The organism is Sphingomonas gei (genome assembly GCF_004792685.1).
In the GTDB taxonomy this organism is placed as follows: domain Bacteria; phylum Pseudomonadota; class Alphaproteobacteria; order Sphingomonadales; family Sphingomonadaceae; genus Sphingomonas; species Sphingomonas gei.
The window spans coordinates 378,081-390,605 of sequence record NZ_SRXT01000006.1 but is presented as its reverse complement, the minus strand read 5'-3'; the positions used below and the strand labels follow the sequence as shown (position 1 = coordinate 390,605).

The window sequence follows — 12,525 nt, the reverse complement described above, 5'->3', positions numbered from 1 at the left end:
GCATCACGTCGGTGGCGCGGCGGATCGCGTCGACCAAAGATTCCTTGCAGCCATAGAGATTGTCGAACTTCGACTTGGTGACGCTGTCGTTGACGTTGATCGCGGGGAACGGCAGCTCGCCCTTCTTGGCGATCTCGTACAGGCGGTGGACGCCGGTGGTGGTCTCTTCCGAAACGCCCTTCAAATTCTTGACGGTCTCGGTCAGATAACCCGGATATTTGGCGATGAACGCCTTGAGCGCACGCTGGAACTCGACTTCCTCGTCATTCTCCGGCTCGCCCAGCGTCGCGCCGGCTTCGAGCTTGGCGCCCCACAATGCGAACATCGTCGCGTCGCCGCCATCGTCGAGGATGATGTTGGCGGTGGTGCCGTCGGTGTCGGCGCCCCAGTTGAAGATGTCGCCGACATAGTCCCAATAATCAGCGAGGCTCTCGCCCTTGACTGCGAACACCGGCACGCCGGTCGCGGCGATGGCGGCGGCGGCATGGTCCTGGGTCGAGAAGATGTTGCACGTCGCCCAGCGCACGTCGGCGCCGAGCGCGGTCAGCGTCTCGATCAGCACCGCGGTCTGGATCGTCATGTGGAGCGAGCCGGTGATCCGCGCGCCCTTCAAGGGCTGCGCCGCGCCGAACTCCTCGCGCAGGCTCATCAGCCCAGGCATCTCGGTCTCGGCGATTTCGATTTCCTTGCGGCCGAAAGCGGCGAGTTCGATGTCCTTGATGACATAGTCGGTCTTGTCGAGAACGGTAGCCACGGGCTGCATCTCCAGCAGTGATAAAGGGTGCGCGCGCGCCGGACTCGCCGACCGCGATTGGCGCGCCCTACCGCGTCAGATGGGAATGCGCAAGTCAGATATAAAGATATCTTTATATGATGTAGCCCGACACGATCAGAACTCGAAGCGCGCCGAAGCCGAGACGGTCCGACCGTTGATCGCGCGTCCCCAACCGATTCCGTTGGCCGGCACCTCGCTCTGGTTGATTTCGAAAAAACCGATCGTATCGAACAGGTTGTTGGCGTTGACACTGAGCTGGACGCGATCGATCGGGCGAACCTGGAGAAACGCATTCACCACGGTGAACCCGGGCATCTTGAGCAGGTTACTATCCTGCGCGTAGCTGCTGGTCACCGTGACGACGTTGGCCCCCAAGGTGGCGTTGCGCAGCTCGACCTGCGGCGTGGCCTGGAAAGTCCATGCCGGCTGGTGCCGTGGTTCCTTGCCGGTCAGCGTCGCATCGAGCTTGTCTTCGGTTATCTTCGCCGTGGTGTACGTCGCGCCGGCCATGATGCTGAACGGGCCGCGGCGGAAGCTGCCTTCCATTTCGACACCCTTGGCGCGATAGGCGCGGATCGTCGCGGTGGCGGCGCCATTCAGCACATTATGGTCGTCGGCATCGGCGAGGAACGCGGTGACGTTGAGCATCGCGCCGGCCTGGCGGAACTTGAACCCGCCCTCCAGCTGGCGGACCTCGTCATATTTGTCGCTTGCATCTGGCACGCTGCCGTCGACCGCGCTGACCGCAGGCGTGAACAGGATCTTGTCGGCATTGGCGCGCGCGCCGCGGCTGTACCGGCCGAAGATCGAGAAAGGCTCGGCTACGCGAAAATTGATGCCGGTCGAATAGCTGAGATAGCCGTAATCATAGTCGACCGGCGCGGGCCGATCGAGTGGCAGAAAGGCCACGCGGGTTTCGGGCGCAGAGATCACGCCGTTGCCATCGACGTCGTACGAGATCAGCCCGACGCGGCCATCGCCCAGGTCGGCGCCGGTCAGCGAACCGCGTACCTTGCCGAAATCATAGCGCAGGCTGCCGCCGATCGCGATCTTGCCGATATGATAGTTGAGCGAACCATAAGGTGCTGTGATGTCGTATTTGACGTCGAAGATGCGGCGGAACTTGCTGCCGTTGCGGCTGAACGCGTAAAAGCCGTCCTGCGTCTGAGCAACGCCGGCGGCACTGGTGACGTTGACCATCGCGGTCTCGCCGTTGCCCGCCACATCGGTGTCGATCGCCGAGTGCAGCCATTCTGCGTTCAGGTCCTGGACCGCCTTGTAGATGCCGCCGGTGACGGTCAGATTGCCGCCGCCCGCTTTCCACACCCGCGTGGCGCGCAAATCGTTGGTGAAATAGTCGAGCGAGCGCGCCCGCGAATGCGAGATATAGTTGAACGAGAGCAGGCCGTTGCCGTTGGCATTCGCCGGGACGAGCTGGCCGGCATTCGGGCCGTTCGCATAAGTTGCGGTCGCGCCGGCACCTGCTTGCGACGCCGCGATCGCCGCCACGGTGTTCACCGCCGAGGGGAAGGCGCGCTGGAATTCGCCCGAATTGGCGGAGAAGCGCGCCCGCTCGCTGACCGTCCAGCCGCCGAAATCGAACTGCGCCTCGAGCCCGATCATCTTGGAGGTCGCGTGCTGGCCCAGATCGGTTCGAAAGCGACGCAGCTTGTTGTCGCCGTCCAGCGTCGTCACCGGCCCGACATTGGGCGACAGGATCGAATCGCTGCGAATGTCGAAATTGGCGAAGTTGGTGAACACCGGCTTGTCGTTCGTGCCGGTGATCCGGATGTAATAAGGCGCAAAGGTCGGCGAACGATCGTCGAGATACTTGGCGTGGATCCGGACATAGCCGTTGTCGAACTATCGAGTGACGTTCAGCTTGATCTGCCCGCCTTTGTAGCCGGTGAAGCCGATGTCGCGCGGTCCTTCGCCCGAGCGGTAATAGCCGCCGACATGGAAGCGCAGCGTGTCGCTGAGCTTGCGGCCATAGTCCATGTCGATGCGCTTCTCGCCATAATCCAGCCCGGTGGTGAGCTGCACCGCGCCGCCTTCGACATCGCCGGTCTTGGAGATGATGTTGACGACCCCGCCGGGCGCGTTGGACGAGAAGGTCGATCCCGAACCGCCGCGGATCGATTCGATCTGCGCAGTGTTGAAATCGGCACGCAGGAACACGTCGGCGCCGACGTTGAAGATGTCGCCGAACTCGAGCACGGGCAGCCCGTCTTCCTGCAGCTGCATGTATTTCGAACCGCCGGCCGCCAGCGGAAGCCCGCGCACGGTGTAGTTGGCATTGCCTTCGCCGATCGCAGATTCGACACGCAGGCCGGGCATCGCACGCAGGATATCGGCAAGCGGACGGGGCCCGAGCTTCGCTGCCTCGCTGCCCTTGAGCGCGCTGGTCGAGGTCGCGCTGTCGAGACGGTCGCGGCCCTTGGCGACGCCGGTCGAGAAGACATCCTGCGCCACCTGTTTGCGTGCCGGCGTTACATCGGCCTCGGCCGCGGCATCATCCGGAGTGACATGATCACGGGTCACTTGCGCGTAAGCCGGCTGGGCAATAATCACCGACGTGAAGGTAAGCAGAAGGCAACGGATTTTCACGATCAAACCTCTCAAACCTGGTCGGACGACTTCGTCTTTCTAGATTTATAGGTTAGTCTGATTGGCACGATCGCTTTGCGGTAACATTTTAAGACAAGCAGATTGCCCGGTAAAGCTGTCAACGCTGTCCGTCCACCGCCGAAACTTTGCTTTTATCTTGGCCCAGCCATGTGGCTTGAATGTCACTATACCATGTGCTTGCAGCGATACTTGCAGACATATGTGTGAGACCGCGTGCCAGCGCACCAGCCGTTAGCTGACAAATGCCAGCGGCCTAAGGTTCCTTCAGGCGACTGGCCTGCCCCTCATGCGGTGCCCGTGCTGCTCGCCAGCAGTCGCGGATCGATCCCGGCGATCTCGAAACCCTGGCTCCAGCGCCGCGGCGCATCGACATCGTATAGCAGTTTCGTGTCGCCGCTGGTGCTGAACCATCCGTGCCGGCACATTTCCTCGTCGAGCTGGCCCTCGCCCCATCCGGCATAGCCGAGAGCGACCAACCAGCGGCTCGGGCCCTTGCCTTCGGCGATCGCCTTGAGCACGTCGATCGTGCCCGAAAGCGCCCAGCGTCCGCCGACGTCGATCGTGTCCTGCCCCCCCCAATCGGTCGAATGCAGCACGAAGCCGCGGCGCGGTTCCACCGGGCCGCCAAAGTGCACCGGTGCATCGGGCACCCCGCCGGGATCGATCTCGAACTGGTCGAGCAACTCGTGGAGGCCCAGCCCTTCGATCGTCTCGCCGATGCCGATGCCCAGCGCACCTTCGTCATCATGCGCGCACACCGCGATCACCGCGCGCTCGAAGCGCGGATCGCCGATCCCCGGCATCGCGAGGAGGAACTGGCCAGTGAGATACGGTGTCGAATCCATGCCGGGTCAACTTATCGCGTCGGTTTCGGGTCCGTCACGCTTGAAAATCGAGCGGCATTTCCGCTGCTCGCCCTGAGCTTGTCGAAGGGGCGTTCTTCTTCTACCGGCGGGCGGATGCAGAACGGGCCTTCGACAAGCTCAGGCAGAACGGATCAGGAGAAGACAATGACCATCCAGGTTGGCGACCGCATTCCCACCACCCAGCTCGTCAAGGTGACCGAAGAAGGCCCCGACCAGATCGGTTCGGATGAATTTTTCGCCGGCCGCAAGGTCGCGCTCTTCTCGGTCCCGGGCGCGTTCACGCCGACCTGCTCGGCCAAGCACCTCCCCGGCTTTGTCGAGAAGGCCGGTGAATTGAAGGCCGCGGGCGTGGACGAGATCGCCTGCACCGCCGTCAACGACGCCTTCGTGATGGGCGCCTGGGCCAAGGCTTCGGGCGTCGACGGCAAGGTGACGATGCTCGCCGACGGCAACGGCACCTTCGCCAAGGCCGTCGGCCTCGAGATGGACGGCAGCGCCTTCGGGCTCGGTGCGCGCGGCAAGCGCTATTCGATGGTGATCAACGACGGCGTGGTCGAGCAGCTCAATGTCGAGGCGCCCGGCGCATTCGAAGTCAGCTCGGCGGATTATCTGCTCGGTCGGCTGTAAGGACCGGAGGCGTAACGGAACTGCGGCGCGGGTGCGGGAGTTGATCGACATGACTTTGTGCGAAGGGAAGCATCATGGCCGATACCAACAACAACAGCACCAACGATAACGCCACCAACAATGCGAGCCAGGGCTCGGGCAGCGACAAGTCGTTCATCGCGACTGCGCAGGAAGTGCTCGGCGATGCCGTCGATGCGACAGTGCAGGCAGTGAAGGAGCATCCGGTCGCCGCGGCAGCGGTAGCTGCCGGCGCCGCAGCCGCGGTCGGCGGGGCAGTCTATGCCGCTACCCAGCTGGGCGGCGCAGAAAAGGCGTCGCCCGCTGCCAAGTCGCCGTCGACCAAGAAATAAGGCGTCAGGCTCCCCTCCGGCGGAGGGGAGCCGAAGTCTTGCCAGAGTCATCTTCGCGCATTAGCGATCCAAGATGACTCAAGCATCCGACATCGTCGCCGAGCTGGACCGCCTCTATCGCGCCTCGGTCGACCGCCTGCAGACCGCGCTCAACCGCTATCTGACCGACGGCACGCCGCCGGCGCCGTCGAGCCGAAGCGACGGATCGTTCGCCTATCCCGAGATCCGCCTCACGTACCGCGGCGGCAATGATCGCCCTGCCCCGCCGCGTTCGTTCGGCCGGCTGGTCGATCCCGGCGAATATCGGATCAGCGTCACCAAGCCGGCGATCTTCTCGGATTATCTGATCGAGCAGCTGACTTTCCTGATCGAGGATTTCGACGTCGAGGTCGACGCCGCCACCAGCCGCCAGGAAATCCCGTTCGCCTATGTCCTCGATCCGGGTCACGCGCTCAGCCTCGACGAGGTGTCGGCGACCGAGCTTGCGCGCCACTTCCCGGCGACCGAGCTCGCGCATATCGGCGACGAAATCGCCGACGGCCTGTGGGTGTCGCAGGACGGCACCCGCCCGCTGGCGCTGTTCGACGGGCTGCGCACCGATTTCTCGCTCGCGCGCCTCCGCCATTACACCGGCACGCCGATCGAGCACGTCCAGCAATATATCCTGTTCACCAACTATCACCGCTATGTCGACGAGTTCGTCCGCTGGGCGTGCAGCCAGCTGGGCGAGGGAAGCCGCTATACCGGGGTCTCGGGCGCCGGCGGCATCGTCGTCGAGAGCGCCGACGACATGGACCGGCTGATCTCGGACAGCGCGTGGCGCCGGCACCAGATGCCGGCCTATCACCTGATGGCCCCCGGCCGCACCGGCATCACTCTCGTCAATATCGGGGTGGGGCCGTCCAACGCCAAGACGATCACCGATCACCTCGCAGTGCTGCGTCCCGAGGCGTGGCTGATGATCGGCCATTGCGGCGGGCTGCGGCCGAGCCAGCGGATCGGCGACTATGTCCTCGCCCACGCCTATCTGCGCGACGATCACATCATGGACGACGTGCTGCCGCCCGAAATCCCGATCCCCGCGATCGCCGAGATCCAGGTCGCGCTCGCCCGCGCCGCGGAGACGGTATCCGGCCAGTCGGGCGACGAGCTCAAGCAGCGGCTGCGCACCGGCACGATCGTCACCACCGACGACCGCAACTGGGAGCTGCGCTATTCGGCGACGGCGTTGCGCTTTTCGCTGAGCCGCGCGGTGGCGGTCGACATGGAATCGGCGACGCTCGCCGCGCAGGGCTATCGCTTCCGCGTCCCCTACGGCACGTTGCTCTGCGTCTCGGACAAGCCGCTCCACGGCGAGCTCAAGCTGCCCGGCCAGGCCAACCGCTTCTACGAACGCGCGATCAACGAGCATCTCCGCATCGGCATCGAGACCGTCGAGGAACTCCGCCGCGAAGGCGCCAAGCTCCACAGCCGCAAGCTGCGCGCGTTCAACGAGCCGCCGTTCCGTTGAGACCAGAGGCGGGGTGACGCGTTGTACGCGCAAAGGAGAGCGCAATGACCGACCCCGAAAACCAGCCCGAAACCGAGGACGCGCACGCGCATCAGCCGGACGGCACCGATTCCTCTGCCGAATTCGAAGCGGGGATCGCGGACGAAAACACGATCCCCGACGAAATGCCCGAGTGAGCCTCAGCGGCTGAGCTGGAATTCCACGACCAGGCTGGCGTTGACGGTGACCTGGTCGACGCTGCCCTCCTTCTTGGGCGCGACGATCGTCACCAGCTCGCCGATAAGCGCCAGCGCACCGGCGGTGGGATCCTGCTTCTCGCTGACTTTGACGATCGCGCTACGCTTGAGGCCGAGCGCGGTGGCATAGGCGTCCGCCTCGCCCTGCGCCTTTTTGATCGCCGCCGCCTTCGCCGCCCGCGTCGGCGCGACATAGTCGTTGAGCAGCGGCAGCACGTCGTCGTCGAGCTTGCCGCCATTCGCCTCGATCGGCGCCTTGGCGCTTTCGATCGCAGCGCGAGTCGGCGCGTCGAAGCCCAGCGTCTCGGTAGCGGTCGATTGCGGCGTTTCCGTGCTGTCGTCGTCGAGCGTCTCGAGGCTGAAGCTCGGCTTCGACTTGGTGCCGGCAAAGGTCGAGATCAGGCCCACCAGCGAGTTGGTCGTGCCGATATCGCCCTTCGCTTCGCCGATATTGAGCGCCGCGAGCGCCCGCGTCAGCTTGGCCTTGTTGGCAGCCAGCGCCGCGCCGGCGGCGGCTTCGTCCTTGCCCTTGGTGGTGAGCGTCACTGACATGCGAAAGCGCTGCGCCGGCACGCTGACCTGGCCGTTCGAGACGATCTCGACAGAAACGGGCCCGGTCGCGGTCTGTGCCTGGGCTGCGAGGGGGGCGCCGAGCAGCACCGCCGCAAGTGCATATTTCATCATGTCCTAATCTCCCTGTTTCGCTGTTCGCCTAAGCTGATCCGTACACCCGGGCAATCCGCCATCGGCAGCGCCCGCCGCTCGGCGAGCGCCAGCGCGAGCAGTTGCTTTACCACCCGCCCGGCTGCCCCTTGTTCTGCTGATCGAGCCACTTCTTGAGCGGTGCGAAATATTCCATCATCGGCTTGCCCGAGATTTCGCGGGTGCCGGTGAACGCCTGAAGCGCGTCGGGCCAGGGCTTCGACGCGCCCATTTCGAGCATCTTGGCGAGCCGCGCGCCGACTTGCTTGTTGCCGTAGAACGAGCAGCGGTGGAGCGGGCCCTTCCAGCCGGCCTGATCGCATGCCGCCTTGAAGAACTGGAACTGGAGCAGCCGCGCGAGGAAGTAGCGCGTATAGGGCACGCTGCCCGCGACATGGTATTTCCCGCCTGCATCGAAGCGCGTCTCGTCGCGCGCGACGGGTGGCTTCAACCCCTGATATTGCAGGCGGAGCTTGTCCCACCCGGCCTGATAGCCGTCGGGCTTGATCTCGCCCGAGAAGATCTGCCAGCGATATTTGTCGACGAGCAGGCCGAACGGCAGGAACGCCACCTTGTCCATCGCCTGGCGCAGCAACAGCCCGGTATCCTTGTCGGCGCCCGGCACCGCATTCTTGTCGAGCAGCCCGATCTGGACGAGATATTCGGGCGTGATCGAAAGCGCGACGAAATCGCCGATCGCCTCGTGGAACCCGTCGTTCGCCCCGTTGCGATAGAGCTGCGGCAGATCCTTGTACGCGCGCTGATAATAATTGTGGCCGAGCTCGTGGTGGATCGTGACGAAATCGTCCGAATTCACCTTGATGCACATCTTGATGCGCAGATCGTCCTTCTCGTCCACATCCCAGGCCGAAGCGTGGCACAGCACTTCGCGGTCGGCGGGCTTGAGGAACAGCGAGCGCTGCCAGAAGCTCTCGGGCAAGGGCGCGAAGCCGAGCGAGGAGTAGAAGCCCTCGCCGGTCTGGACCATCTTGCGCCAGTCATAGCTCTTGGCCTTGAGCAGCTCGCCGACATCGTAGCCGACATCGCCGGCGCCCGTGGGGGCGACGACGTCGTAGATGTTACCCCATTCCTGCGCCCACATGTTGCCGAGCAGATCGGCGCGGATCGGGCCGGTCTTCGACTGGACGGCATCGCCATATTTCTCGTTGAGCTTGGCGCGGACATAGGTGTGGAGCGCGACGTAGAGCGGCTTGACGTCGTTCCAGAGCTTGTCGGTAAGCTTGGCAAACTCTTCCGGTGGCATGTCATAGGCCGAGCGCCACATCGTGCCGGTGTCGGGGAAGCCGAGCCCAGTGGCGCCTGCATTGGCGATGCCGGTCATCTTGGCATAATCGCCGCGCATCGGCGCGCCGACATTGTCGTTCCAGCTGGTCCACATCTCCTGGAGCTCTTGCGGGTTGCGGCTCTCGCCCATCGCCGCCTCGATGTCGCTGCCGCTGATCGGCTTGCCGTTCAGCGTGCCCTTGCCCTTCGCGTACATCGAGCCGAGCTTGGTCGAGATATCGGCCAGCTGCTGCGCGGCGCCCGGCATGGTCGGCGCCGGGAGCGTGATCGCGCTGCGCAATATGGTGAGCTGGCGCTGCTGCTCGGCGGTCAGGCCGGGCGCCTTCTGGTACTTCGCCGCCTCGAGCGCATAGCGCACCGCCATTTCGGTGCCGCGCGCGCCATAATCGGAGGCGAGCGCGTCGGTATCGTCGGTGATGTACGTCGCGTTGATCCAGGCCACGCGCGACGCGACCAGGTTGAACTCGGTATATTCCTTCTGGACGCGGTCGATGAATGCCTGCGCCTCGGCGGCGGTGGGTGCGGCCTGCGCGGCGGGCGCCGCGGTTTGCGCGACGGCGGGTGTGGCGAGCAACGCGGCAAGCGCGAGCATCGAAATGCCGGTACGGATCATGTGGAGGAACCCCTCAGATTCTTGGATGGCGCGACACTCGCGCGCCGCCCCCCGGGCGTCAAGCGGCCAGAAAATCGCCGATGGCATCCGCCAGTTCGGGCCGGCTCACCGCGCTCATGTGATTGCCGGGAATTTCGACGAAACGACCTTGCGGCAACAGCTCTGCCACTTCCTGCGCCGAGCCATTGTCGAAGTCCTCGGCGCCGGTAACCACCAGCGTCGGCACGTCGATGCCCGCGATTTCTTCTTCCGGAGTGTCGACGAAGGTCTGCAGGATCAGCAGCAGTGCCTCCGGGTCCCCCTTGGTGGTCTTGAGAAAGGCCTCGGTCATCCACTCCGAGCTGCCGCGCTCGAAGCTGCCGAGGTTGGTCAGCACGCGCCTGAAATAGGTGCCGCGCCCATGGGTATCGGTGAGCCCGGCCAGCCCCATGCCGCATAATAATGCCCGCCGCGGTCGCGCGCCGTTGACGAGCATCCGCAGCGCCGTCCGCCCGCCGAGCGAATAGCCGCCAAGGTCGTAATCGGTCAGCCCGAGCTGCTCGATCAGCGCGAAACCATCGCGCATCAGCACGTCGGGAGGATAGGCTGCGGGATCGTGCGGCCGGGCGCTCTGCCCATGCCCGCGCAGATCGGGCATGATTACCCGGAAGCCGCGCGCGGCGAGCTTTCCGGCGTGGCCGTATTTGATCCAGTTGACTTCCGCGGTCGAGAAATAGCCGTGGATCAGCACCACCGGCGGTCCATCCGTCGGGCCGGTTTCGTGCCACGCAAGCTCTACGCCGTCGAAGCTCTTGAAGCGATGCGTCTCAATCGGGAAGCTTGCCAACTTTATCCATCCAGCGGCGAACGACGTTCGGGTTCTCGTCGGTCCGTGACGCGGGCAAGGGACTGGTGTCAAGCCAGTCGCGATGCCAGCTTTCGGATCCCGAATGCGAGGTCGGCTTGAACCGCCAGGGATCGTCGAAGCTCCCCACCGTCAGGTCCATGTGCGGGGCATCGGGGAACCAGAAGGTCAGCGGCGTTCCGCAGGTAGAACAAAAACCGCGTTCGGCAATCGGCGAGGAGCGATAGAGATCCGGCTCGCGCTCCCACGCCACCCTGGTCTTCGCGATACTTTTGAATGCGATTGAAACGCCGCCGGTGGCACGCTGGCACATCCGGCAATGGCAGAGATAGGCCTCGTCATCATCCACTGTGGCGCGGTAGCGAATCCGCCCGCACTGGCACCCACCGGTCATTTCCTCAGCCACGATTGTCCTTCCTGCAATTGCTGCACCGCACAACGCAACCCGGTCTTGGATTGCAATCTATGAGCCTGCTTACTATAAGTGTGCTATGACCGAAATCTTCGGCTTCCTGATGAGTGATGTCTCGCGCCTTATGCGCCGCCGGTTCGACGAGCGCGCGCGTAAAAGTGGTGCGACGGGCCCGCAATGGCGGACGCTCAAGATCCTCGAACGGCATGAAGGCCTGAACCAGGGGCAGATCGCCGAGTTGCTCGAAGTCGAGCCCATCACCTGCTGCCGCATGATCGATCGGCTCGAGGAGGCCGGGCTGGTCGAGCGTCGCCGCGACCCTGCCGATCGCCGCGCTTGGCGTATCTATCTCACTGACAAAGCGCGCCCGATGCTCGCCGAGCTTCATGACATCGCCGGCGCGATGCTCGAAGCCGCACTTCACGGGTTGGACGCGCAGCAGCGCGACGCACTGATCGCGTCGCTCAATGTCGTTCGATCCAACATGACTCTCTCCCACGAGACCAAAGAGGCCGCAAATGGCTGACGCTGATCCGAAGATCGAAAAGGCGCCCGCGGAGGCGATTACCATCGACTCCACCGCGCACGGGACACCCGTGCAGGATATTGTCGAGCCCAAGGCGAAGCGAAACTGGCTGCGGCCGCTGATGCTGTTCGGCGTACCGCTCCTCATCCTCGGCGTGGTCGGGTTTTTCTGGCTCACCTCGGGCCGCTTCGCGTCGACCGACAATGCCTATGTCCAGCAGGACAAGGTTTCGGTCTCCGCCGAGGTTGCCGGCCGCATCGTCAAGGTCGCGGTCCGCGAGAACCAGCGCGTCAAGAAGGGCGACTTGCTCTTCGAGATCGACTCGGCGCCCTATCGCATCGCCGTGGCCCAGGCCGATGCCGCGATCGCCAACGCCCAGGTCGAGCTCCAGACGCTGCGCACCTCCTATGCCGGCACCGGCGCCGATATCGGCGCCGCGCGCGACCGCATCGCGCAGGCGCAGGAGGACTATGCGCGGCAGGCGGCGCTGATGAAGCGCGGCTTCACCACGCGAGTCAATTTCCAGGCCGCCGAGCATTCGGTCCAGCAGGCCCGCGCTGCGCTCCAGAGCGCCGAGGCCGATGCTGCCGAGGCGCGTTCGAAGCTCGCCACCGGCGGCGCGGTTCCGGGCGAGAACCCGCAGATCGCCGCGGCGCGCGTCCAGCGCGAGCAGGCGTTGCTCAACCTCAGCCGCACCAGGGTCTATGCGCCCGCAGACGGCGTGGTCAGCCAGGCCGATCGCCTGCAGGTCGGCCAGCAGATGATGACCGGGCTTCCCGCCGTCACGATCGTCACCAGCGATCTTTCGTGGGTCGAGGCGAATTTCAAGGAAACCGATCTCAACAAGATGCGAGTCGGGCAGTGCGCCGAGGTGAGCTTCGATGCCTATCCCGGGCTCAGGCTCAAGGGCCATGTCGGCTCGATCGGCGCCGGCACGGGCTCCGAATTCTCGGTGCTGCCGGCGCAGAACGCCAACGGCAATTGGGTCAAGGTCACCCAGCGCGTACCGGTGCGGATCCTCATCGACGAGAAGAGCCCGCGCGCGCTGATCGCCGGCCTGTCGTCCGATGTCGAGGTCGATCTGCAAAACCAGTGCAAGTGAATTGAACATCCTCCTTCCCGCCTGCGGGA

The 12,525-nt window shown here is 64.5% G+C and carries 14 protein-coding genes; 6 read left to right on the top strand and 8 right to left on the bottom strand.

Translation table 11 applies throughout. From position 1 onward, the window contains the following. From E5A73_RS16890 to E5A73_RS16880, 4 genes are all read right to left on the bottom strand, one after another. Positions 1–763, bottom strand: a 763-nt coding sequence (locus E5A73_RS16890) for an adenosylhomocysteinase (RefSeq protein ID WP_420822583.1), incomplete at its 3' end; no start/stop codon positions are given. 126 nt (positions 764–889) lie between these two features. Continuing rightward, positions 890–2,536: a TonB-dependent receptor domain-containing protein gene (locus E5A73_RS16885; protein WP_338112875.1), complete on the bottom strand. Its 1,647-nt coding sequence runs from the start codon at positions 2,534–2,536 to the stop codon at positions 890–892. Positions 2,537–2,638: 102 nt separating this feature from the next. Next, positions 2,639–3,316: a TonB-dependent receptor plug domain-containing protein gene (locus tag E5A73_RS21965; protein WP_338112874.1), complete on the bottom strand. Its 678-nt coding sequence runs from the start codon at positions 3,314–3,316 to the stop codon at positions 2,639–2,641. Between the two features lie 371 nt (positions 3,317–3,687). Then, positions 3,688–4,248, bottom strand: a complete 561-nt coding sequence (locus E5A73_RS16880) for a YqgE/AlgH family protein (RefSeq protein ID WP_135965003.1) — start codon at positions 4,246–4,248, stop codon at positions 3,688–3,690. Between the two features lie 165 nt (positions 4,249–4,413). Between E5A73_RS16880 and E5A73_RS16875 the strand changes: the two genes are divergently transcribed. From E5A73_RS16875 to E5A73_RS21925, 4 genes are all read left to right on the top strand, one after another. After that, a complete protein-coding gene (locus E5A73_RS16875) occupies positions 4,414–4,896 on the top strand; it encodes a peroxiredoxin (RefSeq protein WP_135965002.1) in 483 nt (160 codons plus the stop codon). A gap of 74 nt (positions 4,897–4,970) precedes the next feature. Next, positions 4,971–5,246 carry a hypothetical protein gene (locus tag E5A73_RS16870; protein ID WP_135965001.1) on the top strand — a complete coding sequence of 92 codons (276 nt, stop codon included), beginning with the start codon at positions 4,971–4,973 and terminating at the stop codon, positions 5,244–5,246. A gap of 73 nt (positions 5,247–5,319) precedes the next feature. Beyond that, the gene (locus tag E5A73_RS16865; protein WP_135965000.1) at positions 5,320–6,756 is read left to right on the top strand and encodes an AMP nucleosidase; all 1,437 of its coding nucleotides are present in this window, start codon (positions 5,320–5,322) and stop codon (positions 6,754–6,756) included. A 44-nt stretch (positions 6,757–6,800) separates the two neighbouring features. Then, positions 6,801–6,932 (top strand): hypothetical protein, encoded by a 132-nt coding sequence (locus tag E5A73_RS21925; protein ID WP_276605816.1) that lies wholly within the window; start codon positions 6,801–6,803, stop codon positions 6,930–6,932. A gap of 3 nt (positions 6,933–6,935) precedes the next feature. Here the strand turns inward: E5A73_RS21925 and E5A73_RS16860 are convergent, their stop codons facing one another. From E5A73_RS16860 to E5A73_RS16845, 4 genes are all read right to left on the bottom strand, one after another. Then, entirely contained in the window at positions 6,936–7,676 is a 741-nt protein-coding gene (locus E5A73_RS16860; RefSeq protein WP_135964999.1) for an SIMPL domain-containing protein, read from the bottom strand. Between the two features lie 106 nt (positions 7,677–7,782). Continuing rightward, on the bottom strand, positions 7,783–9,612 hold the full coding sequence (locus E5A73_RS16855) for a M2 family metallopeptidase (protein ID WP_135964998.1): 1,830 nt from the start codon (positions 9,610–9,612) through the stop codon (positions 7,783–7,785). Positions 9,613–9,670: 58 nt separating this feature from the next. Further along, a complete protein-coding gene (locus tag E5A73_RS16850; protein ID WP_135964997.1) occupies positions 9,671–10,438 on the bottom strand; it encodes an alpha/beta fold hydrolase in 768 nt (255 codons plus the stop codon). Continuing rightward, positions 10,419–10,862, bottom strand: coding sequence for a GFA family protein (locus tag E5A73_RS16845; RefSeq protein WP_135964996.1), 444 nt, complete (start codon positions 10,860–10,862; stop codon positions 10,419–10,421). Before E5A73_RS16845 ends, E5A73_RS16850 begins: the two co-directional genes overlap by 20 nt. Positions 10,863–10,947: 85 nt before the next feature. On the opposite strand from E5A73_RS16845, the gene E5A73_RS16840 reads away from it, so the two are divergent. Together E5A73_RS16840 and E5A73_RS16835 are read left to right on the top strand one after the other, a co-directional pair. Further along, complete coding sequence (locus tag E5A73_RS16840) at positions 10,948–11,394, top strand: MarR family winged helix-turn-helix transcriptional regulator (RefSeq protein ID WP_135964995.1); 447 nt, start codon at positions 10,948–10,950, stop codon at positions 11,392–11,394. Beyond that, positions 11,387–12,496: an HlyD family secretion protein gene (locus E5A73_RS16835; protein WP_135964994.1), complete on the top strand. Its 1,110-nt coding sequence runs from the start codon at positions 11,387–11,389 to the stop codon at positions 12,494–12,496. Before E5A73_RS16840 ends, E5A73_RS16835 begins: the two co-directional genes overlap by 8 nt. Positions 12,497–12,525: the final 29 nt, after the last annotated feature.

What these genes read in the sequence shown, in the direction of transcription:
- E5A73_RS16855 (WP_135964998.1), bottom strand. Translation starts at nt 9,612, where the DNA reads ATGATCCGTACCGGCATTTCGATGCTCGCGCTTGCCGCGTTGCTCGCC.
- E5A73_RS21925 (WP_276605816.1), top strand. Translation starts at nt 6,801, where the DNA reads ATGACCGACCCCGAAAACCAGCCCGAAACCGAGGACGCGCACGCGCAT.
- E5A73_RS16860 (WP_135964999.1), bottom strand. Translation starts at nt 7,676, where the DNA reads ATGATGAAATATGCACTTGCGGCGGTGCTGCTCGGCGCCCCCCTCGCA.
- E5A73_RS16840 (WP_135964995.1), top strand. Translation starts at nt 10,948, where the DNA reads ATGACCGAAATCTTCGGCTTCCTGATGAGTGATGTCTCGCGCCTTATG.
- E5A73_RS16870 (WP_135965001.1), top strand. Translation starts at nt 4,971, where the DNA reads ATGGCCGATACCAACAACAACAGCACCAACGATAACGCCACCAACAAT.
- E5A73_RS16880 (WP_135965003.1), bottom strand. Translation starts at nt 4,248, where the DNA reads ATGGATTCGACACCGTATCTCACTGGCCAGTTCCTCCTCGCGATGCCG.
- E5A73_RS16875 (WP_135965002.1), top strand. Translation starts at nt 4,414, where the DNA reads ATGACCATCCAGGTTGGCGACCGCATTCCCACCACCCAGCTCGTCAAG.
- E5A73_RS16835 (WP_135964994.1), top strand. Translation starts at nt 11,387, where the DNA reads ATGGCTGACGCTGATCCGAAGATCGAAAAGGCGCCCGCGGAGGCGATT.
- E5A73_RS16865 (WP_135965000.1), top strand. Translation starts at nt 5,320, where the DNA reads ATGACTCAAGCATCCGACATCGTCGCCGAGCTGGACCGCCTCTATCGC.